General features: G+C 33.7%; 24 protein-coding genes. 20 read left to right on the plus strand and 4 right to left on the minus strand.

The window, feature by feature from the left end; translation table 11 throughout:
• The first annotated feature begins 23 nt into the window (after positions 1–23).
• The 4 genes from JZO69_RS01455 (at position 24) to JZO69_RS01470 (ending at position 3,164) form a co-directional block, all read left to right on the plus strand.
• Entirely contained in the window at positions 24–245 is a 222-nt protein-coding gene (locus JZO69_RS01455; RefSeq protein ID WP_207111137.1) for an MPN domain-containing protein, read from the plus strand.
• A gap of 176 nt (positions 246–421) precedes the next feature.
• Positions 422–1,546 carry a CHAP domain-containing protein gene (locus JZO69_RS01460; protein WP_207111138.1) on the plus strand — a complete coding sequence of 375 codons (1,125 nt, stop codon included), beginning with the start codon at positions 422–424 and terminating at the stop codon, positions 1,544–1,546.
• A gap of 52 nt (positions 1,547–1,598) precedes the next feature.
• Positions 1,599–2,012 carry a GW dipeptide domain-containing protein gene (locus tag JZO69_RS01465; protein WP_207111139.1) on the plus strand — a complete coding sequence of 138 codons (414 nt, stop codon included), beginning with the start codon at positions 1,599–1,601 and terminating at the stop codon, positions 2,010–2,012.
• Positions 2,013–2,075: 63 nt separating this feature from the next.
• Positions 2,076–3,164, plus strand: coding sequence for a glycoside hydrolase family protein (locus JZO69_RS01470; RefSeq protein WP_207111140.1), 1,089 nt, complete (start codon positions 2,076–2,078; stop codon positions 3,162–3,164).
• Positions 3,165–3,703: 539 nt separating this feature from the next.
• On the opposite strand, the gene JZO69_RS01475 is transcribed toward JZO69_RS01470, so the two are convergent.
• Entirely contained in the window at positions 3,704–4,798 is a 1,095-nt protein-coding gene (locus JZO69_RS01475) for a hypothetical protein (protein ID WP_207111141.1), read from the minus strand.
• Positions 4,799–5,132: 334 nt separating this feature from the next.
• Here JZO69_RS01475 and JZO69_RS01480 point away from each other — a divergent pair, with 334 nt between their 5' ends.
• From JZO69_RS01480 to JZO69_RS16795, 8 genes are all read left to right on the plus strand, one after another.
• Positions 5,133–5,282, plus strand: a complete 150-nt coding sequence (locus JZO69_RS01480; RefSeq protein ID WP_207111142.1) for a hypothetical protein — start codon at positions 5,133–5,135, stop codon at positions 5,280–5,282.
• Between the two features lie 268 nt (positions 5,283–5,550).
• A complete protein-coding gene (locus tag JZO69_RS16555) occupies positions 5,551–6,825 on the plus strand; it encodes a LysM peptidoglycan-binding domain-containing protein (RefSeq protein ID WP_347401560.1) in 1,275 nt (424 codons plus the stop codon).
• A gap of 183 nt (positions 6,826–7,008) precedes the next feature.
• Complete coding sequence (locus tag JZO69_RS01495; RefSeq protein WP_207111143.1) at positions 7,009–7,737, plus strand: GntR family transcriptional regulator; 729 nt, start codon at positions 7,009–7,011, stop codon at positions 7,735–7,737.
• A gap of 218 nt (positions 7,738–7,955) precedes the next feature.
• A complete protein-coding gene (locus tag JZO69_RS01500) occupies positions 7,956–9,305 on the plus strand; it encodes an MFS transporter (protein WP_207111144.1) in 1,350 nt (449 codons plus the stop codon).
• A gap of 31 nt (positions 9,306–9,336) precedes the next feature.
• Positions 9,337–10,101 (plus strand): uridine phosphorylase, encoded by a 765-nt coding sequence (gene udp / locus JZO69_RS01505; RefSeq protein WP_207111145.1) that lies wholly within the window; start codon positions 9,337–9,339, stop codon positions 10,099–10,101.
• 278 nt (positions 10,102–10,379) lie between these two features.
• Positions 10,380–12,149: a DNA-binding protein gene (locus JZO69_RS01510; RefSeq protein WP_207111146.1), complete on the plus strand. Its 1,770-nt coding sequence runs from the start codon at positions 10,380–10,382 to the stop codon at positions 12,147–12,149.
• Between the two features lie 173 nt (positions 12,150–12,322).
• Positions 12,323–12,832: a DinB family protein gene (locus JZO69_RS01515; protein WP_207111147.1), complete on the plus strand. Its 510-nt coding sequence runs from the start codon at positions 12,323–12,325 to the stop codon at positions 12,830–12,832.
• Between the two features lie 149 nt (positions 12,833–12,981).
• Positions 12,982–13,845 carry a GIY-YIG nuclease family protein gene (locus JZO69_RS16795; protein WP_207111148.1) on the plus strand — a complete coding sequence of 288 codons (864 nt, stop codon included), beginning with the start codon at positions 12,982–12,984 and terminating at the stop codon, positions 13,843–13,845.
• Positions 13,846–13,926: 81 nt separating this feature from the next.
• Here the strand turns inward: JZO69_RS16795 and JZO69_RS01525 are convergent, their stop codons facing one another.
• The 3 genes from JZO69_RS01525 to JZO69_RS01535 are packed head-to-tail and all read right to left on the minus strand — an operon-like array spanning position 13,927 to position 15,990.
• Positions 13,927–14,697, minus strand: coding sequence for an ABC transporter permease (locus JZO69_RS01525; protein WP_207111149.1), 771 nt, complete (start codon positions 14,695–14,697; stop codon positions 13,927–13,929).
• Positions 14,690–15,625 carry an ABC transporter ATP-binding protein gene (locus tag JZO69_RS01530; RefSeq protein ID WP_207111150.1) on the minus strand — a complete coding sequence of 312 codons (936 nt, stop codon included), beginning with the start codon at positions 15,623–15,625 and terminating at the stop codon, positions 14,690–14,692. The genes JZO69_RS01525 and JZO69_RS01530 overlap by 8 nt, the downstream gene beginning before the upstream one ends.
• Before the next feature lie 32 nt (positions 15,626–15,657).
• The gene (locus JZO69_RS01535; RefSeq protein WP_207111151.1) at positions 15,658–15,990 is read right to left on the minus strand and encodes an ArsR/SmtB family transcription factor; all 333 of its coding nucleotides are present in this window, start codon (positions 15,988–15,990) and stop codon (positions 15,658–15,660) included.
• A 246-nt stretch (positions 15,991–16,236) separates the two neighbouring features.
• Between JZO69_RS01535 and truA the strand changes: the two genes are divergently transcribed.
• From truA to JZO69_RS01570, 8 genes are all read left to right on the plus strand, one after another.
• The gene (gene truA / locus JZO69_RS01540; RefSeq protein ID WP_207111152.1) at positions 16,237–16,974 is read left to right on the plus strand and encodes a tRNA pseudouridine(38-40) synthase TruA; all 738 of its coding nucleotides are present in this window, start codon (positions 16,237–16,239) and stop codon (positions 16,972–16,974) included.
• A gap of 1,130 nt (positions 16,975–18,104) precedes the next feature.
• Positions 18,105–19,199, plus strand: coding sequence for a tyrosine-type recombinase/integrase (locus JZO69_RS01545; protein ID WP_207111153.1), 1,095 nt, complete (start codon positions 18,105–18,107; stop codon positions 19,197–19,199).
• Between the two features lie 388 nt (positions 19,200–19,587).
• Positions 19,588–20,352, plus strand: a complete 765-nt coding sequence (locus tag JZO69_RS01550) for a winged helix-turn-helix domain-containing protein (RefSeq protein ID WP_207111154.1) — start codon at positions 19,588–19,590, stop codon at positions 20,350–20,352.
• A gap of 45 nt (positions 20,353–20,397) precedes the next feature.
• Entirely contained in the window at positions 20,398–21,033 is a 636-nt protein-coding gene (locus tag JZO69_RS01555) for a hypothetical protein (RefSeq protein WP_207111155.1), read from the plus strand.
• Between the two features lie 32 nt (positions 21,034–21,065).
• Positions 21,066–22,130, plus strand: coding sequence for a WxLIP family cell surface protein (locus JZO69_RS01560; RefSeq protein ID WP_207111156.1), 1,065 nt, complete (start codon positions 21,066–21,068; stop codon positions 22,128–22,130).
• A 5-nt stretch (positions 22,131–22,135) separates the two neighbouring features.
• The gene (locus tag JZO69_RS01565; RefSeq protein ID WP_207111157.1) at positions 22,136–22,462 is read left to right on the plus strand and encodes a hypothetical protein; all 327 of its coding nucleotides are present in this window, start codon (positions 22,136–22,138) and stop codon (positions 22,460–22,462) included.
• A 9-nt stretch (positions 22,463–22,471) separates the two neighbouring features.
• The gene (locus JZO69_RS16565) at positions 22,472–22,696 is read left to right on the plus strand and encodes a hypothetical protein (RefSeq protein ID WP_242586459.1); all 225 of its coding nucleotides are present in this window, start codon (positions 22,472–22,474) and stop codon (positions 22,694–22,696) included.
• 73 nt (positions 22,697–22,769) lie between these two features.
• The gene (locus JZO69_RS01570) at positions 22,770–23,492 is read left to right on the plus strand and encodes a WxL domain-containing protein (RefSeq protein WP_207111158.1); all 723 of its coding nucleotides are present in this window, start codon (positions 22,770–22,772) and stop codon (positions 23,490–23,492) included.
• The last annotated feature ends 61 nt before the right edge of the window (positions 23,493–23,553 follow it).

A 23,553-nucleotide genomic window follows, 5' to 3' on the forward strand; every position in this document is an offset into this window, starting at 1 on the left:
CAACAATTATTAAGGAGAAAAACATGAAAACAAACCAACCGAGAAAACGCGTGGCTATCGTCAGTCTTGAATTGGTGAAAGAAGCCTCAACTTTTTACGCCGCTAGAACCTGTACTAGCCCTCAAGCTGTCTATGAGTTGTTCGCTCCGTTTATTGAAACAAAAGATCGAGAACATTTGGTGATCGCTGGTTTAAACGAAAAAAATGAGCCAACAGCTATTCTTAATATTGTAAAAAATATGTAGAAACTAAAAATCAGAGTATTTAAGAGAGTATGTGGAAGAATTTCGATAGCATTTTGATGGAAATTTGAACGGTGGCTACTACTATTCATCGTTATAATTACATTATTCAATTAATTGATAAATGGCCATTTTAAGAATAATTAATTGATCGTAACAAAGGATGGGAGAGGATAAATATGGCAGCAGAAGGAACAGTTCTAATTTCAGGAAGTCAGTGGTTACAAGGTAAGGGGGTTGCGGTGTATTCAAATGGTGGAAATTTTAATACACGTTACCAGTGTGTCGAACTTCCTCAAGCAAGATTATACCCTACAATGGGATGGCCGCGAGTTTATGCAGCAGGGAATGGCGGTGCACAATATATTCCGGAAGGATCACCCGGTTTAACAAGATATAACCCAGGTTCTAAATATATTCCAGTACCTGGAGATTTGGTTATTGAATATGGAAATAGCTGGAATGCATATGGTCATGTATCTGTTGTAGATTATACAGATACAGAAAAAGGCGTTATTTATGCAGTGGAACAAAATGCTTCAGCAAATGGTAGGGTCACATATGCATATAACGGAAGCAATTATACAGGACTTTCGGCAACACGATCAGTGAAATGTATTCTCCATGCACCAGGAAATAGTTTTAAAAATCCATCTGTTAAGCCTCCACAAGGAGACTATATAGCATATGGAAAATACGTGACAATCACTAAAAAAGGCTACAGCTTGTGGAGCAGTTTTAACTGGGGGAAAAAGGATACGACGGATAATCTGTTCAACGAAACCTATTTAGCGAAAGGATATTACAGTCATTCAAATGGATCGCGATACTATTCGTTATACGATGAAGCGAATGTCTGGAAAGGATATTTGAATGCGGAAGCTGTAGTAGTAGCTAAGGAACTTATCTTTGATGAAGTACAAGAATACAAAATGTTGCACAAAGATCAAACATTTACCATTGACACATTGCCGTGGGGAACCAAGGGCTATAAAAAATTAGCTAACTCAAAAGATTATATGGGGAAAGTGGTTCATTTGACCCAAAAAGCAGGAGCGTACTACTATTCACCAGACTTAAAGGGCTGGATTGATTACAAGGCACTGGATACAGTGGAAAAAATTAATCAGGCGCTAACAATCAAAAATGGCGGCTATCAAATTAATCCAGTACCATGGTATCAAGGGGTTGCTTCGTTAGGAAATACGAAAGATCACATTGGAAAAAAAGTAAGTGCAACAGGGAAAAAAGGTGGCTACTATTATATTCCAAGTCTAGGCTGGATTGATCATCGTGCGTTCTAAAAAAATATTACTAAAATTAAAATTTAATCGATAAAGAAATGAGGAAGAATAAATGGCAAATCAAAGAGTAACAGTAGAAATTCAAGAATACAAAATGTTGCATAAGGATCAAAAATATACAATTGATACCCTTCCTTGGGGAATGAGTGGTTATGTAAAAGTAACTAATTCTAAAGATCATATGGGAAAAGTAGTTTTACTGACCCAAAAAGCAGGAGCATACTACTATTCACCAGACTTAAAGGGCTGGATTGATTACAAGGCACTGGATACAGTGGAAAAAATCACTCAGGCGCTAACAATCAAAAATGGAGGCTATCAAATTAACCCGGTACCATGGTATCAAGGGGTTGCTTCGTTAGGAAACACGAAAGATCACATTGGAAAAAAAGTAAGCGCAACAGGGAAAAAAGGTGGCTACTATTATATTCCAAGTCTAGGTTGGATTGATCATCGCGCATTTTAAAAAATTTTTACAACTAAAGTAAAGTTTTCAGAACAGACGAATGAAAAGAAAAGGGGGAAGAAAATGGCGAATGAGAATATGAAAATTTCACAAGAAGGAAGAAATTTAATCAAAAAATGGGAAGGATTACGATTAATTGCTTATCAAGACTCTGTAGGTGTCTGGACAATCGGTTATGGGCATACAAAAGGTGTCTATGCAGGGATGACTATTACTGAAGCACAAGCCAATGCATTTTTAGATGAAGATATAAAAACACATGCAATTGGTATTTTCCAATATACTACAGTTCAGCTTAATCAAAATCAATTCGATGCATTAGTTAGTTTTCACTTTAATTTAGGTCCGTACATTCTTGCAGGATCACAATTACTTATATATATAAATAGTAAAAACTGGACAAGCGCTGCAAATGAAATGAAAAGATATATATATGCAGGTGGGCAAATTTTACAAGGACTGGTTAATCGTAGAAATGATGAAGCAACATTGTTTTTAAAGCCTTTCGGTCCTGCTCAAGGATCATATATATCTTATGGAAAATACGTGACAATCACTAAAAAAGGCTACAGCTTGTGGAGCAGTTTTAACTGGGTGAAAAAAGATACAACGGATAATCTGTTCAACGAAACCTATTTAGCGAAAGGATATTACAATCATTCAAATGGATCACGATACTATTCGTTATATGATGAAGCGAATGTCTGGAAAGGATATTTGAATGCGGAAGCTGTAGTGGTAGCTAAGGAACTTATCTTTGATGAAGTACAAGAATACAAAATGTTGCACAAAGATCAAACATTTAGCATTGACACATTGCCGTGGGGAACCAAGGGCTATAAAAAAGTAGCTAACTCAAAAGATTATATGGGGAAAGTGGTTCGTTTGACCCAAAAAGCAGGAGCGTACTACTATTCACCAGATTTAAAGGGATGGATTGATTACAAGGCACTGGATACAGTGGAAAAAATCACTCAGGCGCTAACAATCAAAAATGGCGGCTATCAAATTAACCCAGTACCATGGTATCAAGGGGTTGCTTCGTTAGGAAATACGAAAGATCACATTGGAAAAAAAGTAAGCGCAACAGGGAAAAAAGGTGGCTACTATTATATTCCAAGTCTAGGCTGGATTGATCATCGTGCGTTTTAAATTTCAAGAATTTACACGGCCATGCTTAATTACTCATTAATCTAAAAAGTATAGTTTTAAAATTAGAAAAAGAGTTCTGAATCTGATCCTATTAGATTCGGGACTCTTGTATTTGTAATTTTTAAAGACAGATTAGCCCATTGTTCTGTGGCATCAAGAGTACTCTATAATTATCTTTATAGAAGTTAGGATGGATTTAGGAATTAATTAGTAAGAAAAGAGGTAATGTAAAAATATTGTTATTTTTAATAGTTTAAATAATCGGCGCTCAGAATAGAATTTGGGAAGTGATGGAAGATGTGGGGTTCTAGGAATATCATTTACTTAGGATATACGGAATTGTATCAACTGAAGCTTGAAGCATTCTATTTAAACAATATATATACGTCAAACGTATTGGAATTCCAATTTAAAAGTTTACATTAAATTGCATAACAAAAAATTAGGCTGTTACTTTCCGCGTAATTTCCGGAAAAACAGCCTAATAAAAGTCTTTTTATTCAGTAGTTATTTTTGTAGGATAGTGCCCAATGTATTACTTATCTTTTAGCATCAACGGCTATTTTAATTTCATATAGCTCATCATCATAATAATCAGAGAAGCGGAATGTATAATTTTTACTGGCGCTCACTTCATAAATCAAAGAGTTAGTCACGTCTACTACTCTTCCGCGGGAGTCATCATATTTATTTTTTATAGTATCCATTAAAATAGAATTATTATCACCTGCCACTTTTATTCCACCAGGAAGTGTTGCCCCTCTACCAAGCTTGGCAATTTGAGATGTGCTAATAAGTATTTCAGTAATATCACAATCCTTTAATTTCTGATCTTTTTCAGAAAAGTTTTTTACTCGAACCGATACTTCGGCGTCACCTTTAACCATATAGAAGGTACTTTCGTAATCTCCTGCTTTAATGGTATCAGTTATTTTAGCGCTATTACTCTCTTTGGCGGACCAGCCAAATGTTTCAAATTCTTTATACTTTAGAGGGAGTTGAACCACATCTCCATCTAGTTCTATTTGGAAAGAGTCCCAGCTGTCACTTAATGAGCCAAAGTCAGGTTTTTTAGTTGCGATATCGTCGGAATCTTCTTCGTCATCTGTTGTTTCCTCAGTATCAGAATCCATTTTTTTCGCATCTTCTAAATCTTCTTCACTTGTTTTATAGTTATCTTTTGCATACTGGAGCACAAAATCTATAAAATCACCTTGTGATAAACCTAATTTTTTTAGAGCATTTGTGTATGCATCAAGGGTATCTTCTTCATCAGCGGAATGTTTTCCTTCAAAGTAGACCATCTCACTGTCAATATCTTTATCTTTCTCGTTATATCGGATGCTTGCTATACTGCTGGGAATTAAATTATCCCCCTTTTTTTCTAACTTGACATAGGATTCAAACGTAATTCCTGTATCTGGATTGTCTAGAACAAGGGAATAAATCATATTGCTAAAGGACGGATAACTTCTATCTGAAAACAGATATCCTTTGCCCTTAAATTTTTTAACCGTATGATTATCCTTGTTTTTTGCTCCCTCTTTATTTCCGTTGTTTGTACCACATGCCATAATAGTTAGTGATACCAGTACCAATAGACCAACCAAAGCCCTTTTTTTTAAATCTTTCATAACATTCTCCTTTTTGTGTTTTAAATAATATTATTTTTGGAAATAACATTACTCATCTATAAAGAATAACATAATTTAAAAGACGGTTCAATTCACATTAGGATATATAAATTTAACGAACGAACCTTGATAGAGTGATGTTTTTAAGCAGGAAATAGGAATGTATAGTGAACATCCATTGATTAGTATTTAGTAATTCTAAAAAAATTTATGATAATTCTGTAGGTTTGGTATATATATAATGCTTTTTACTTGCTGAGTGCGGGAGTAGTTAATTGGTTCGGTAGTAGATTGTGTTGTATCCGACAATGGAATTTTGAATGGTGTACCTTCATTGAATTATAGACCATCGGGTAAAGAAACTATCACTACCATCAAGCGGTCACGATCAAAGCTGTCTGATGAAATAGAAAAGTTTCCATATTCATCTGCAAAAGTATTAGTCTATCTAAAATATTTACCACTAGCTAAACCAACCTTGTAAAAATTGATTTTATGATTCTGTATTGAATAGTGGTGTATTATTTTGACCATAGTAAGAACAAGTAAGTAAATAGGTAATTTTGTTCATCAAAGTCAGCAAATATCATAGTTACATGACCCTCTACTATATCAGCAATGAAATCTTTACGATTTTCAAAGTAATTATTCGTAATAATTTCGTAATCCAGTTGTAACACTATAGTGTTTATGGTAATATAATTAATGTAAATGTAATCTAAAAAACATGAGAATTTTGGGAGGTAAATGTAGTGAAAAAGAAAATGGTAACTATGGGTGTTGTGTCTGGATTATTAGGTGTTGTGTTGTTAACCAATTCTGCGGGTGCAACTGTTTCTGCAAGTGAATGGAAGGCTAATTCTCCAGAAAGTATTCAAATTTTTAATAATCAGAAGGAATATACTATGAAGCAAGGAGATACGCTTTGGGCTATTGGTCAAAAAATAAATGTTAAGCATGTCAAACTAGCAGAAATCAATGGTATAGATCTAAGTAAAGGAGATCAATACGCACTTCCTGTTGGTAGAGTTCTTTCTTTTGGGGAAAATACAATCACTGTAAAAAATAAAGATGGATCAATTTATTCTCAGTCTAAAATCGAAGACACGGATAAAATCAATCCAGAAAAAAGTATTGGGGAAGGAACCACTCAAGAAAATTATCCATATGCGGTAGCTAGAGATGGATTAAGCTATCCTGCAACTTTTAATTTTCAAGGAATGAATGTCCCAGATTCGGTTACTTTAGATTTTTCTCAAGGAGATTCTGGAAAAGTAATTTTTGATAGTAATTTAGTAAAACAAGAATATAATGCCACTTTTAATACGATAGCAACAAAAGAGATTAGAGTTTCAAATATAGATGGTACACCAGAAAATAGACTTAGAACGGTTAAAGTGAATACAGAAATTACGATGGAACCATCAAATAATTATGATCGCCTACTTGTAACTGATAGTAGTAACAAACTCTATCTTTTTGTTAATAAGGACGGTGGTATTTCTTTAGCAACTCCGAATTATGCTGGAAATTATGCTGAAGGGGAAGCTGATGTTATGATAGAAGTACGATTAACAAACTCAGAAGGCACTCAAAATTCGGTAAATAATATTTTTGAGGGATATTCGGATGAACAAATTGAGTATGCTCGTGTAACTGAAGAACTTTTAAAATATTATGGTATCACTGGTCAACCAATTGAGATTTCTGCTAAAAAAAATGAGATTGGGCATCAAGTATTGCCATTTAATGGATCACATATTTTAGAAGAAAGTAGTGTAACTTTAGGTTTTAGTATGGACGGAACAATGGCTTCGACAGTTTATGTGACTTATATCTCTAATCACAATGGTTCAATCCGTTTCTATCAAAATCCAAATCATTACCAAGATTCTCGTTATGTTACGGATCCTGATTGGGTGAGAGTAGAATCAGAGAAACTGGTAAATAGTACTCAAACAATTGGGATTTCTACTGAATATGATCAACAAGCTGCTGAAATCATTTCATTGATAGAATTCCGTTAAGATTATTTTGTTATAATTATTCATGAGCTAAATTAAATAAATGTCAGAATGAATTGATTTTTCGTTCTGACATTTTTGTTGTTTTTAAACCAATCAAACAACTCGAAAATTTTTACAGACTAAAGATGGTTTGTTCAATTTAAGCAGATAAAGTATAATTAAGACACGAAGAGGAGGGGCAAGATGGAAAACAATCGATCAAAAGAAAAGGCTGCTCTGTATGCAGGTGTATATAATAAAATTTTAAAAATGATACAAGAGGGAATGTATCCCGAAGGCAGTAAACTCTTAACAGAGCCTACATTAGCTAAAGAGTTAAATGTTAGTAGATCGACTCTTCGTCAGTCATTGGCTTTACTTCAAGAGGATGGAATAATAGAAGCACGCAGAGGTGTAGGTAACTTTGTCAGAAAAACAATTGATATAAATGCTACAGGACTAGAAAAAATGGATAATCCTGTCAAAAAATCTTGTACCGAAGAAATTGCAACTGTTCAAATAAACATTGTGCCTGGGATATCTACTCAGTACACAGAAAAAATATTTAATCGGAAAATGTCCGTTGTGTTAGCAGTACATCGCTATTATAAAAATAAAAATAAAACGCATGCGTATTGTTTTTCTCATATAGCAACAGATTATAATTATTTAAATCAGGTAGATTTAAATAACGAAGACGCTGTCTTGAAGTTTTTAGAAGAAGAAATCTATGAGCATGCTCATTCAAAAAAATGTGAAATAAAAACGGTACAATTAACAGATAATCTAAAGGATAAAAACATCGACGCAGCATATGATTTATTTCAGTTAGTCAAAGAAAGCATTGTTGATATGAGTGGAAATGTGGTTGCTATCAATAAATTTTATATACCTATAGAAAAAGCTTTGCTAAAAGTTTTTGCATCCAATTAATAGGTGAGAGTCATTTAAGTAAAAGTAAAATCAGTAAAAAAGATCCAATCATTGTACCCAATGGTTGGATTTTTTTGTCTTTAAATCATTGACAAACAACAGTTGTCTGTTGTATTATTTTTGTGTAATGTAGACATCAAAAGATACAACGTGGATTGTTTATAGAACGGGAGGAATGTATATAAAAATAGTAGTAAAAAAAGAAAGGGGTTACTAAAATGGAAAAGAATGTCAAAAAAGTGATGCCAATGATTATGTTTGTTTTTATTTTGGCAGGAACCTTGCAAGAGGCGATTAATATTTGTGCACCAGTTATTGCGAAGGATTTAGCTATTCCATCATCGAGTGTTAGTATGATCTCTGCGGTTGCGATGTTAACTATGGGCGTTAGTTATATTGTATATACCTCGTTATCAGATTTTGTTTCTATAAAAAAATTACTGATTATTGGGATCACGATTTCTACAATTGGATCGATAGGCGGACTATTATTTAGCCATTCGTTCATATTACTAATTATTTTTAGAGCAATTCAAATGGCTGGTGGTACAAGTGCTTCTGCCTTACTGATTTTAACTGCTACTAGATATCTAAGTGAAGAGACGAGAATTAAATACTATGGCTACAACACGGCCTGTTTCTCTGGTGGACAGATGTTAGGGATTTTATTAGGTGGATTATTTGCGACATATGTAGGCTGGAAATTTTTGTTTGCGGTTCCAATTTTTTCGCTGTTAGCCATTCCACTTATATTGAAATATCTCCCAGATGATTCCAAAGATGGAACAAAGAAAATAGATTTTTTCGGTATCACATTAATGTCAGCGCTATCACTATTTATTTCACTTTATTTTAATATGTTAAAACCAAGTCTATTGCTTATTAGTATAGCCATAGCGATTTCGTTTTTGGTGTATATTAGTAAGTATAAACATGCATTTATCACAATTGATTTTTTCAAAAATTGGAAATACATGCTGGTTATTTTAGTTGTTTTATTGACTTATCTGCCACAAGGTTCATATTCATTTTTATTTTCTTTCATGGCGGCGAATGTTTATCACATACCTTTAAGTAAAATATCAATGTTATTATTACCTAGCTATTTGGTTAGTATGATCATTGGTATCATGGGTGGAAGAATCACTAAAAAAATGGGTGTGACTCGAACATTGCTAATGGGTATGGGAAGTATGGCTTTAGGTGTGCTGATAGGAAGTATCTTTTTGGAAAAAAGTATCAGTGTTTTATTCTTAATGTCATGCTTATTTAATGGCGGCTTTGCTATTTTATACACACCAATTATGATTCTGGTTATTAATTCACTACCCGAAAATATGCGAGGAACAGGTTTGGGCTTCTTTAATCTTTGTATAAAAATTGCCTCGTCAACAGGGTTAGTTATTACAGGGAAATTGATAACGAATAATAGTTTGCAGCATACACAAATGCTAAAGCATATTTCAGAATCAAGTCTTGTTTATAGTAATATCCTGCTAATATTTTTTGCAGTAGTTATTGTAAGCCTTATCACAGCAAATATTGTTAAACGTTTTTTACTTAAATAAAACCAATAAAAGAAGAAGGATGGGATGGAAAATGAAAAGAGCAGACGGAACACAATTTCATATTGGCTTAAAAGATGGAGAGGTTGGAAAATATGTGATTCTTCCAGGGGATCCGAAAAGATGCGAAAAAATTGCATCTTACTTAGAAAAACCAGAAAAAATTGCCGATTTAAGAGAGTATATGGTGTACACAGGCTACCTAAATGGAGTCAAAGTTAGTGTTGCTTCAACTGGAATTGGCGGACCGAGCGCTGCAATTGCCATGCAGGAATTAACAGATGCAGGTGCTGATACATTTATTCGTTTAGGAACATGTGGTGGGATGAACATCGATGTACAGGGTGGTGACTTGATTGTTGCGACTGGAGCTGTTCGAATGGAAGGAACAAGCAAAGAATATGCGCCGATTGAATTTCCAGCTGTTGCTAATCATGAAATCGTTAAGGTTTTAGAAGAAGCTGCTATTGAAAAAGGAGCCTCAGTACATGTAGGCGTCGTCCAATGTAAAGATTCATTTTACGGACAACATGAACCTGAAAATATGCCTGTTTCTTATGAATTAGAAGGAAAATGGAAAGCTTGGCTGGACTTAGGCTGTTTGGGTTCTGAAATGGAATCGGCTGCTTTATTTACCGTTGCAAATTATTTAAATGTTAGATGTGGAACAATCTTATTGGCAGTGGAAAATCAAGAAAGGGCTAAAGCCGGTCTTCCTAACATAGGTTTTTACGATACAACACTTGAAACAGAAGTTGTTATTCAAGCGTTGAAAAAACTAATTGAAAAAGATAATTAAAGGAAGGGGAACGTAAATGTATTAATGAATTCATCTAATTGCATTAGATTCTGTATGCAAAAGTCAAAATTCTGAAAAACTTAGATTTATTTTGGAGCTTAGATCGTCTATTTAAACGGTTTGGCGGTCTCTTGAAAAGGAAGCTTTGAACTTAAATTCAATTATTATAGACATTGTAAGTAAAAATGCTATCTTGTATAATTAAATCAATCATAAAAGTTACTTCTACTTTATAGTGGGAGTACTTTTTTTATCTTAAATTTTAAAGGAGGAAAAAAATGTTTTTGAATTTTATTGGGTTAACATTGTTTTTTAGTATAGGTATTCTAATAGCGAATGGTATTAGTCTAATTTCTACTAAAGGGAGACGTGTCAAAAGTACGATTGCGTTAATGATTATTGAATTATTTTTAATAGGCGGATTCTTATTTGTCGCCTTACCTAGTAAGACTCTTTCAACCATTTTATGGATCAATCTAATTGGGGCTGTGGTTGCAAGTGGATTGTTGCTAGCAGGTCGCTCTATCAGCCAAGCTTCTGAGAAGGTCTTGAATGGAGGTCGTAAAAAGGTTGGGACAGATACAACCAATGATTGGTCGGGGCGCATATTAGGTTTAAGTATTGCTGCAATGGTTTTATTATTCATCGTTAGCTCTATAACGAAAGTAACAGCAATTGATGATGTTTACCAAACGATCCCGTTGAAGACAGAAGAAAAAGCAGAAGTTTTAACTTCTACCAAAGAAACACCTATTGCCATTGCACCGAAAACAGCAAAACGCAAGATGTTACAAAAGTTTTCTGTGATTCCAAATTCAAATATGTTCACATTAGATGGAATTACTGCTCAAGTCGTGAATGGTGAGTATGTATATGTTGCAACGGTCGAGTTTAATGGTTTCTTTAAATGGTCAAAATTAGGCGCCGTTCCAGGGTATTTTATTATCAGTGCAACAGATATTAATGCACAACCAAAATTTGTTGAAAAGCCGATTATCTATACACCGTCAGCTTATTTTGGCAAAGATGCTGCTCGTAAAATTTATGCAGCATATCCTAATTATGCAGCGACAGGAAAAATTAATTTAGAAATTGATGAAAAAGACAATCCTTTCTATATTCAAACGCTTTACAAAGAGTACGGCGTTTCTGGACGTATGAATTACGATGAATTCAAGACAGCGGTTTTAAATGCGACAACAGGTGAAGTGAAAGTCTATGATAGCAAAGAGGCACCAAGCTTTGTTGACGCACCGATTACTAGCTCTGCGGCGAACAGTATCAATGAATATTTTGGTCGTTATAGCCAAGGATGGTGGAATCAAACGATCTTTGGTGCGAAAAAAGATGTTAAGATCCCAACTGAAAATGGCATTTATGCATCTGGTCAAATCACGCCGATGATGAATAAAGAAGGCAGTCAATTATTGTATTTTACAGACTTTACAAGCGGCGATGAAGATCAAGACTCAGCCTTAGGGTATTCATTGATTGATGCAAGAACAGGTAAAGTAACCTATTACCGTGATACAAAAGTAGGGATTATGGATAGTGATGGAGCCATTTCAATTGCGGCAAAGATTTATCCAGAGAAAAAATGGAAAGCAAGTATGCCTGTTTTGTATAATATTGATGGTGTTCCAACTTGGATCGTTTCTTTGATGGACAGCAAAGGTATTTTCAAAAAATATGTATATGTCAATGCTGTAGATAATGATATTGTGGTAGATGCAGATGCTGCGCAAAATGCACTGGACGCTTACCGGATTGAACTAGCAACAAAAGGAAGCAATAATACCAGTACGGATGCCGCTGATTTACAGAAAGTGAAAGGCACTGTTTCTCGTGTGACTATTGTCGCTGGTGAATCACAAACGGTTGTTTCCTTCTTATTAGAAAATGAGAAAACAATCTATAGTGTCACAACAAATAACAGTCCAATGGCTCTTTTCCTAAAAGAAGGAGATAAGGTTGAGTTCCAAGCTGTAGTTACGGCAGAAGCAAAAGCGGCTAGTATTGAGAATCTTAGCATTGAAGGCTTGGAATAGTGGTATGACTGAGTAAACGAAACAAACAAGAAAACCAAAACGATTGATTAGATAAAAAGTGAGTACTCAGTTTTGAAAATTTGATGTTGCATAATCACTGTAGTAAAGTGAGTAGTAGATACCAAAGGATGGCACGAGCTGTTTTCGTTTCAACTATTAAAGGAGGAACTACGATGAAAATCACGCAATTATCTATGGATACTTTAAAGCGAGCGCAAGAACGTTTTGAAGAGACACTGAATCAAATGAAGGTGAATGAAGCAAATACGATGCCAGCGCCACTGATTAAATCTGTTACTTGGCTCATTTGGCATACGGCTCGAGAACTTGATTATCAGATTTCAGAACTTAATGAGACTGAACCCTTATGGCTGAAATCAGGATGGAGCACGAAGTTTGCGCTGGATTTGCCAGATGATACACAAGAGTGGCATCATACTCCAGAAGAAGCGGCTAAAGTTGTGGTGACAGATAAACAATTACTGCTGGATTATTTAGCAGCGAGTGTTGAATTTACAACTACTTATTTAGAAACACTTGATGAAGATAGCCTGGGTGATGTTGTAGATACAAACTGGACACCAGTTGTTACACGTCAGGCTCGATTAGTTTCTGCGATTGATGATGCGATAATGCATTCGGGGCAAGCAGTTTATACAAGAAGATTGGTTATTGGTAAATAAAAATAAGTTTAGAACAGGTAAATATATAACTTATAAGTGCACATTTAAAACGTGAAGTAGCTTTGATAAGAGTTATTTCACGTTTATCTGTTGGTAAGAAGCATGCTTTACAAGGCAATTTATTTACATGTAGGACTTAATGTTAAGGAGTGTTTTTTATAATAAGATTAATCGATTTTATCCACACACCAAATGATGAAAAAGCAAAAATTAAATTTAATATGAATGCGGGGAATGCAGATAAAAAAGCGTGGGATCTTTTATTAGAAGATAATCCCGAGTGGTTAACCATGAATCAATGGAAAACCAAGCAACCTAACAATAACCTAAACCAAGCAGAGTATCTAATTGCTTTAGCTCAATATTATCCCTATGGCCCTGAATATTTTGTATTTGGCGGATTATATGAAGTAGTAAAAATTGAGCCTGAGGTTTTTGATGCGGTGGGATATAAACTTATCTTAATGAAAGAATATCAAGAATATATTAAACGTTTAATAATAAAAATAAAAAAACCAATTGGAAGAGATTTATACAATAGAAGATATCAAACTATTCAAAAACAGCTTAACCCTGAAATATATGAACTCGCACCTAATGCTAAACTTGGGCATTTTCCGGGCTATCAAAATGTTTGTATTAAACATTTTGATATGCAACAAATTTTTTCGCGTAATGAACCAAGTTGGAAGGAAGCCTTATCTAATGTTAAAGGTGTCTATGTAATTACTGACTTAAATAGTGGACAATTGTACATTGGGTCAGCTTCTGGTAACACAGAAGGAATTTGGCAACGTTGGTCGGGATATGCCGCATTAACGAATCTTACTGGTGGTAATAGAGAATTTAATGCTATTCTAAATGAAAAAGGAAAAGATTATATTATCAACAATTTTCAGTATTCAGTTTTAGAAATTTTTGATACAAAAACAAAAGTTGAAACGATTATTGAAAGAGAAAATTATTGGAAAATTGTATTTGATACTAAAAAGAATGGTATGAATCATAACTAATGCATGTGTATTTCAAAATGATTTGCTATATAAAAAAAGCTGAATTTGAACAGAAAGTTGTCCAAATTCAGCTTTTCAATATTAACTTCTTAATCCGCGTCCTCTATCAATCAAATACCAGCAAACAGCATAAAGTACTGAGATAAAAAGTACAAGAATTATCATAGAAAATATAATTGGCACATCGATCGTCCCAAGAAAACCATATCTAAATCCTGAAATCATATAAACAATCGGATTGATTTTTGAAATAGCCTGCCAGATTGGCGGTAACATAGATATCGCGTAAAAGACACCCCCAAGATAAGTTAAAGGTTGCAAAACAAAGGTTGGCACAATCGATACATCATCAAAAGACTGAGCAAAAATACCATTTAACAAACCAGCTAATGAGAACAAAATTGCTGTCATCAAAAGTGTAATAATAACAATAGACCATGAATAAACATGAAGCGGTACAAAGAACAAGGAAATCATCGTCACAAGTGTACCGACTAGAACACTTCGGCCAAGTCCACCGATGACAAATCCCCAAATAATAATATGTGTGGGAACTGGTGCAACTAATAATTCTTCAATATTTTTCTGGAATTTTTGTGAGAAAAAAGAAGAAGAGACGTTGGCATAAGAACTTGTAATCACCGACATCATGATCAATCCAGGAACAATAAATTCCATGTAGGAGAATCCTTCCATCTGTCCAATTCGTCCGCCAATCAGGTTTCCGAAAATAACAAAATACAAGGATGTAGTAATAACTGGGGGTACTAAAGTTTGCACCCAAATTCGTAGATAACGGTTGGTTTCTTTTACGGCAAGGCTTCTTAGAGCCGTGAAATATAGCTTAAACATGTTTTTCCCCCACTTGACGTTTTTCTTCTGTAATTTTTAAAAATAGTTCTTCCAATCGATTCGATTTGTTACGAAGGGAAAGAACTTTAATTCCTTGTTTTGTGAGCTGAGCGAATAATTCGTTGATTCCTTGATCGCGCTCGACCTCTACAACAAGTGTGCGTTCATCTTCAAAGCTGTTCTTATAGCCAATAATTTCAGGTTGGGTATCAAAATCTTCTAAATCAAAGATAAACGTTTCAAACTGTAACTTTGCTAGAAGAGTTTTCATACTAGTGTTTTCAATTAGTTCCCCTGACTGGATGATCCCGATATTACGGCAGAGCATTTCTGCTTCTTCTAGATAATGAGTTGTCAGAATGATTGTTGTACCATGTTCATTTAGTTCACGTAGAAAATCCCACATCTCACGTCGCAGCTCAATATCTACTCCTGCGGTAGGTTCATCTAAAATAAGTAGACGAGGTTCATGCATCAACGCACGGGCAATCATTAAGCGACGTTTCATTCCACCAGAAAGCATCCGTGCCCGTACATTACGTTTTTCCCATAAATCTGATTGTTTCAAGTATTTTTCGCTGCGTTTTAGAGCTTCTTTTCTCGAAACACCATAATAACCAGCTTGATTGACAACGATTTGTTCAACGGTTTCAAATGGGTTGAAGTTGAATTCTTGAGGAACTAGACCGATTTGCTGCTTTGCAAGTACCAAATCTTTATCAAGATCATAGCCAAAAACATTCACTGTTCCAGACGTTTTGTTGACAAGTGACGTGATAATTCCGATTGTTGTTGATTTTCCAGCGCCATTCGGTCCTAAAAGTGCATAAAAGTCCCCTTCTTCTACAGTTAAATTGATTCCTTTAAGCGCCTCAACGCCTGTTGCATATACTTTTTTTAAGTCCTTTATTTCAAGTGCATAAGTCATTTGCTAACTATCTCCTTATCCGTATCCTTCTTTTAATCATCGTCTGTTTTGACAGATTTCGCTTTGTTATTTTGGCAAAGACAATCCGTCCCGCTATCAGAAAGTAATAGTGTCATAGAATGCATAAACTCTCTTACAAAATCTTCACGTAATGTGTAATAGTGCCATTGGCTTTGCTTGCTTACAGAAACAATTCCAGCACTTTCTAATACTTTCATATGGTGAGAAAGAGTAGGCTGTGTAAAATTAAAATGTTTTAACACATCACATGCGCACATATTTCTATATGAAAGTAAGTCTATTATTTTCATCCTTTTAGGATCCGCCATAGCCTTTAATATCAGTGAAACTGTTTCGTAATCCATATCTTTTCTCCTTAACATAGATGATTATCTATGTTAAATATAAATTAACATGATTATAATGTCAAGAGGGTCTTCTACTCGAAAAAGGGAGAAAAAAGTAGCATTTATATGATCTATTAAAGTGATTTTAACAGAAATTCAAAGCTCCTACACTTCATCATGCGTAGGAATACTGTTATAATAGAAACGAACATTAGCATGAGCAACGAAAAAAAATTGCGTTTTAAGAGGAGTAAATGAAACAATATGAGAAACATCAAATTAACGATTGAGTATGATGGTTCGAGATATTTTGGCTGGCAAAGGCTTGGTGACTCGGATAAAACAATTCAAGGAAAAATCGAAAATATCTTAACACAAATGACACGTTCAAAAATTGAAATCATTGGTTCTGGTCGAACGGATGCTGGAACACATGCCAAACGACAAATTGCAAATTTTAAAACGGATACTAAAATGGATTTATTAGAAATGATCGAGTTTCTAAATCGCTATTTGCCACAAGATATCGTTGTAAAAAAAGCGGAAGAAGTACCAGAAAGATTTCATGCTCGATATAATGCGAAGGGGAAAAAATACAGTTATTATATCTGGAATGATATCATCCCTTCAGCCTTTGAGCGTAACTATAGTTTCCATTACTCTGAAAAACTTGATCTTGAGTTGATGAATGAGGCTTGTAGTAAGCTAACTGGAACCCATGATTTTATTGGTTTTTCTTCTCTTAAAAAGACAAAAAAATCTACAACCCGTACAATCAATGAGATATCGATTCAACAAGAGGGACATCTTATTCATTTTACCTTTGTAGGAGATGGTTTCTTGCATAAAATGATCAGGATTCTTATGGGCACGCTCTTAGAAATTGGCTCTGGAACAATGAAATTAGAAGCTATTGATGAAGTATTTGAACGTAAGATTAGAAGTGATGCTGGAATGACTGTCCCAGCACAAGGGTTATTTTTAGATGAGGTTTATTATTGAGGGGTTGTTTTGAAGCGAATGACCTTAAAAAATCTCATTCCGTTTACCAAATTTTATATATGATTTTTTTATAGGAATCATTGGAAGCAATAATAGAGACTAATCATTCTGATAGGTGATTGGTCTTTTTTGTATTTAAAATTGAATACGATAGTACTAGAAAAATGCAATTATTCTGGCTACTTGAATTGAAGAAATAAAAATACTTGTTCTAAACAACACAAGTATTTTTATTGGGGTTAATAGATGATTTAACTAATCATTATTCTATTATATTAAGAAAACATTTTTTTAATTCATCGCCTTAAATTGTATTTTTGTTGATAAAAATGGATGTTTGTTTCATCAATTTTATTTCTAATTATTTTTTTGGGGTTATTTAATGTTTTTTTCGATACAATCCTAATGCCTTTGTTTGTAAAGGTCTGGGAGCCTTTATTCCATATTTTTGTCCAAAAAAAAGACTTTTTTTAATAAAAAAAATAAAAAACATATACTATTATTAGAACTACCATTTTATTTATTTCTCATATCATAAAAATAACGATGAATGGATAAAATACCATCATAATAAAAATAAAAGAGTAGGTGTATATATAAGTGTTTTTTGAGGGATTATATGTTTTGAAACTAAAGATGTTATCGTAAATAAACTCGATTGGCATCAAAAAAATTGTTTCAATGAGTTTTGTAATATGACCAAGAATGTTTTCATATTACTAAGGTAATTATTTATTAATAGAGAAAACAGAAGAATCGAATTATGTGAATTACTATTCAATTTTTTTAAAATCTTAAATTGTGAAGAATTGAATAAATCGTCCGCGGGCATGATTTGGGTAAAAAAAATTACCTGTTTCAACTAAGAACAGGTAGACTGCTTTAAAATTATTAAACTTAAATTGCTTTCTCTAATTATGATAACTGTTGTTTATTGAGATGTCAACACGTTTTTCATCCTTTTCAAACTGTTTTTATTTAATAGATAACGTATTTCTATTGTTTATATTTAAAATAAAAAAATGACTAAAACCAAGATGAAATCTAATTTTAAGAAGAGTAAAAGGCGCAAAAAGAAGACTATTCTATTCGCCGTCAAATCCGCCGTCAATTGAAAGTAGGGAAAATGAATGTCAAGAAGAGGAGAAAATATCTATAAACGAAAAGATGGTCGCTGGGAAGGTCGCTATATTAAAGGAAGAAAATTAAATGGATCGATTCACTATGGGTATGTTTATGGAAAAAAATATTGTGAGGTCAAACAAAAATTAACACTAATAAAATCTCAACTTCCCTATTATAAAGAACAGAGTATTTATTCTTATAGTGGAACTGTTCAGGATTGGGTTGTTTATTGGTTGGAAACACTTGTATTACCAACTGTTAAATTAAGTACTTATGTAAGTTATAAAAGTAAATTATCTGTTCACGTGCTACCTTATCTTGGAGAAACAAAATTAACTGAGCTAAAAAAAGAAGAGGTTCAATCTTTATGTGAGCAGTTAGAAGCTAAGCTTTCGGATGCTTCTGTTCACGCAGTTTTTCGTGTCTTCCGTACTTGTTTATGTGCAGCGCAAGAAAAAGAATTGATTGCTAAAAATCCGGCTGATACTCTTCGCTTACCTAAAATAGGAAAACGATCTTCAAAAGCCTTATCTAAGGGGGAACAAAAACGTCTAAAACAAATAGCAAATTCGGCTACCAATGGACTCGCAGTATTAATTGCACTAGAAACTGGAATGAGGATAGGTGAAATTAGCGGGCTGAAATGGTCTGATGTTGATTGGAAAAGACGAGAAGTCCATGTAAGACGTACATTACAACGATTAACAGATAATAATGGAAAAAGTAAAATAGTAGAAGGTTTACCTAAAACCGTGTCTTCTAACCGAGTGATCCCCTTGTCTAAATGTTTGTATCATCTGTTTTCGCAACAAAAAAATTCTTCAGAAGATGCCTATATTTTAAGCAATACAGAAAAAAGTGTTGAGCCTAGAGTAATCCGTTATCAATTTAAACAAATGAGTAAAGCGGCAGGTTTGTCAGATGTGACCTTTCATACTCTACGGCACACCTTTGCGACGCGTTGTTTAGAGGCAGGAGTGAATATTGCGACAATCAGTTCTTTATTAGGACACCGTTCTATAAAAATGACGCTGGACGTCTATACACATTCTCTACTTTCACAAGAAAGAGAAGCAATCGATCAAGTTTCTGCTTTTTAGTAGAGCTTTTAGGTCAAAATTCTTTATTTGGATAGAAACCCCGAGTTAAAGTTTAGTTTTAATTTGTCTCTGGGGTTTAGACTGCGAATTGAATATAACTAATGTTATTTAAAGTGCTGTTTTTTCTTTTCTAAACGGGGAGCTGAAGGCGCCTTTTTTTTTACCTGTTTTTCTATTCACCGTCAGGATAGCCGTCGTTTTTCTTGAGGATCGTAAGCTACCAAGGAACCGCTGTTCCTTACCTGTTCTTAGTTGAAACAGGTAAGATTAGTTTGGAAATATTATTTTTCATTTTAATAGATAAATGGAATTTTTACAAAAGAAACGATAAGAACAGCCAACTAGAAACATAAAATAAATCGAATGAAAGAATGGGAAGGGACCTGACATGTATCGTATAGGGATATTGGCATCTACAATGACGCCTACACCTAATGTGTATAAGGCATTTGAAAAAATGAATTGTCAACTTGATCATCTCAAAGAAGTGCCGAATTTTGAAGAACTTCATACATATGATGGGCTATTGATTGAGGAAATAAACGAAGGAGAAATTAGCAGTGTTTGCTCTACTATTTTACGAATCAAGCAACAAACGAATGCTTACGTTTGGGTTTTGTCAAGGAAATCAACTCTGATCAATCGTCAAATTTATCTACAATTAGGAGTTGATGGGAATTTTGACCAAGAAAGCTTCCCAGATGAAATACTTCTATATTTTAAAAATTTTTTATCTCGACGAGATGAAAAGAAAAAAACACAAAGAGATGTGATTGGAGAAAGAAAAACCACCAATCAGATGGATAACGAAAGAGAAAATATAGAAATAAATCCTAAAAATCACAGTTTAATCGTGTTTATGGGAGAGGAAGGTATAGAAATAGAGTTGACTAGGTTAGAGTATCGGATGTTTGAATTATTGTATAGTCATCCTGGGAGAGCATTTAGCTATAAAGAAATCCATGAGAAACTTTGGCAAGTCCCATATCAAAAAGAAAATTATCGTGTGGCTAATATCGTCTTTCACGTACGAGAAAAGTTAGAACGAAATGGTGTAGGAGCAGATTTTATAAAAACCGTGCGTTCAAAGGGCTACATGATCAAGCCAGAGAATATTAAGGGAAATCGCCTAAGGAATAATAAAAAAAGATAATGGTTTTCTAAGAAAACTGAAAAATAAAAGGGGTTGGAGTCGATAATGAGCGAAATAGCCAATAAAAAAGTAAAGCTAGGCTATGTCTATCTTATAGAAGGAATCATTGCTGGAATGTGGGGGATCTATTTATTCAAATTTTACTCTTTTTATCAAACATCCTATTTTTATATAGACAAACGGTTATCACTATTTATTCAGATGTTATCTTTTTTAAATAATAATTGGAATGAGGTTTTTATCTATTTTATTCTAAGTTTTCTTTTGATAACATATACGCTCTTTTTCAACTGTTTATTATACTTTGTAAATAAAAAAGAGCAACAAAAACATAAAATTCTCTTGTTATTTTTATATTTGAACTTGCTGTGTTGTTTGTCTTTACTCATTAATTTATGTGGCTTCATCTTTGCGACTATACTGATTTTAGCTGCGAGTTTAGTTTATATCATCTTTATTTTATCAAAATTAAGTTCTACTAAAGAGAAATTTGATTATGAAGAGGGAGAGATTATTGAAATCAAGGGGCCCTTTGAAACGAAGGCAGAAGCTCAAATAGAGATAAATACATTTTTTAGTAAATGGAAAGAGGCGAGATATACTCTAGATGATGAGATTTATCTAGATGAAGATAATAAGTATTATGTAGAGATTTATGTAGAAACAATAAATAGTATTTAAAACTTTAACAGTAAGGAGTAATCAAAATTTAGATGAAAACAAATAAATTTTTATATGGAACTTTGTTTGTTAGTTTGTTTCTTCTTTTTTATCCTAAACAAGTTTTAGCGAAAGATGAGTCATCCAATTTAGGCTATACAGTTTTAGCAGAGCTAAATGGGAAACAAATTGATCCAGAAAAAAGCTATTTTTATATCCAAACCGTTCCAAGAGAAGAACAGTTGTTGACTGTAAAGGTCAAAAGTACTCAAGAAGAACCCGTTAAAATAAAAGTATATGTGACAGATGCTTTTACTGGTGATAACGGGACGATCGAATACACAGAAGATAAACAAAAATTAGATTCCACACTTCTTGAACCAATCTCAGCGATTACAAAAGTTGAAACACCAAGTTTAACAGTGGGGAATTATGAAGAAAAAGAAACAACCTTTAAACTTGTGCCACCAAAAGAAAATTATTCAGGTGTGAAAATGGGTGCTTTAGTTTTTGAAATTGATGATTCTGAAAGTGACGAACAGGTATCAAGTAAATTCGCTTACCGAATAGGGTTAATAATTTCGGAAACAGGTGATGATTATAGAGATTCAAAAACGCTGAACTTATTGGATGCAAAATCGACAATCAAGCGTGGTAAAAAAATGATTTTGGCAACGTTACAAAATCCTGAACCGAAGATTCTTTCTGATTTAGAGATAACGGCCGAAGTAAAAGAAAAAGACAAGCAAGCTGTACTGAAGAAAAAAAAGGTAGATAATTATTCATTAGCTCCTAACAGTCGTTTTGAATTTGAGATAGATTGGGGAACGGGAACCGTCAAAGCTGGGACGTATACATTAGTCATGAATGCGAGTAATGGGTATTCTGATTGGAAATTTGAAAAAGAATTTACGATCAGTGGGGAACAAGCGAAAAAGATGAATGAGGAAAGTAGTTTCAAAATTATTACACCAACATGGATCAAAATTGGCGCAATTTTATTATTGGTTTTGCTAGGATCTATTACTTTATTGCTTCTTAATAGAAGAAAAAAAATGGAGGCATTGTGGAAGAACAGACGAAAAAAACGAAAAAAGAAGAAAAAGGAAAGGAAGTAATTTAGGTGAAAAAATATGTTGTACTACTATTTTTTCTGATTATCAGCTGTGGCATTTTATACGGGGATAAGGTAGAGGCTGCTAGTAAAATGGATCAAACAAATTTAAGTATTACATTTTTACAAGGTGCTCCGTTAAAACCGGAACCTCCTATTATTAAGGAGCCAACATTGCTTGTTGGAGATACTCAAATAAAAAGTACTGGAAAATTACCATCAACCGGTGATTTGATTACTTCTCTAATTTGGACTCTCCTTGGTTTTTCTATCATCATTGTTTTTGTTGGCGTTTATAGTTTAAAAAATATTATGTTGAAATTATCATGGGAGTGAATATAACAAATGATTGATTATTTATGGATGTTCATATTAGGTGGCATTACCATTCTTTCGTTAGTACTTTTTCTAATGACATTATCTAGAGATGTTTTTCTGATTAAGCGATTGAGAAAAAAAAAGCAAAGTTTAAGTTTAAATTTCGCTTTACTTTTTATTACACTCACTAGCTTAGGTTTGATTGCCTATCTGTTTGTCCTATTGAGAGACCAAATAGAACTTTTACAATGATGAAATGAACAACTTATAACAATAACTGTCACCAATCTATATTTATACAATCAAAACTAAGGATGGTATAAAAATGAAAAAAACACTAATGATTACTTTATTGTCATCAGCAGCATTTATGTTATTTGCTACTTCAGCAGATGCAAAATCATTTGATGATAAAACAGACGTAGGAGTAAGTTTTAAATCTGACGATCCAACAATTCCAGGTGAGAACAAACCTTACAAAGATAACTTATCTCTTGTATGGAAACCATCAACATTCCAATTTGGTGAACAAAGAGCTGTGGGGAACTCAGCAACATTCAGTAATACTGTAAAGGGTGACCAATATTTAGTTGTGAATGACGATAGAAAAACAACACCAACTCCATGGTCATTAACTGCAAAAATGTCTGATTTAAAATCGACAGATGGCGCTAAAACATTAGCTTCTAAATTAACATTTAATTTAGGTGACGCTCAATCTTATAAGATCACGAATGATCCTACTGATTTGAACGAAGATAATGATTATAAAGTAAACAAACCAGATGCTCCAGGCGCATTAGGCGCTTTGGATCCAAATGCTGGAATCACACTTGGTAATGGAACTTCAAAAGCTATAACACTAGAAGCTGGTAATGCATCGAGTCAAGTGATTTTAGAGAAAAAAGCAGCGAATGATGTTAAAGGCGGAGTTGCAACACTAATTAAAGATACAAAATTAGTTGTAACAGATGCACAAGCAGATAGCGCAGCAGGTGAGTCATTTACAGGTTATGTAACTTGGACTTTAGATGATTTAGTTAAATAAAACACGATAATTAAAAAAAACACAAATAAAAAAGTATAAATATAGATTGTGTAGAGAGTTA

It is taken from the genome of Candidatus Enterococcus ikei, from assembly GCF_017316105.1.
GTDB classification, from domain to species: domain Bacteria; phylum Bacillota; class Bacilli; order Lactobacillales; family Enterococcaceae; genus Enterococcus_L; species Enterococcus_L ikei.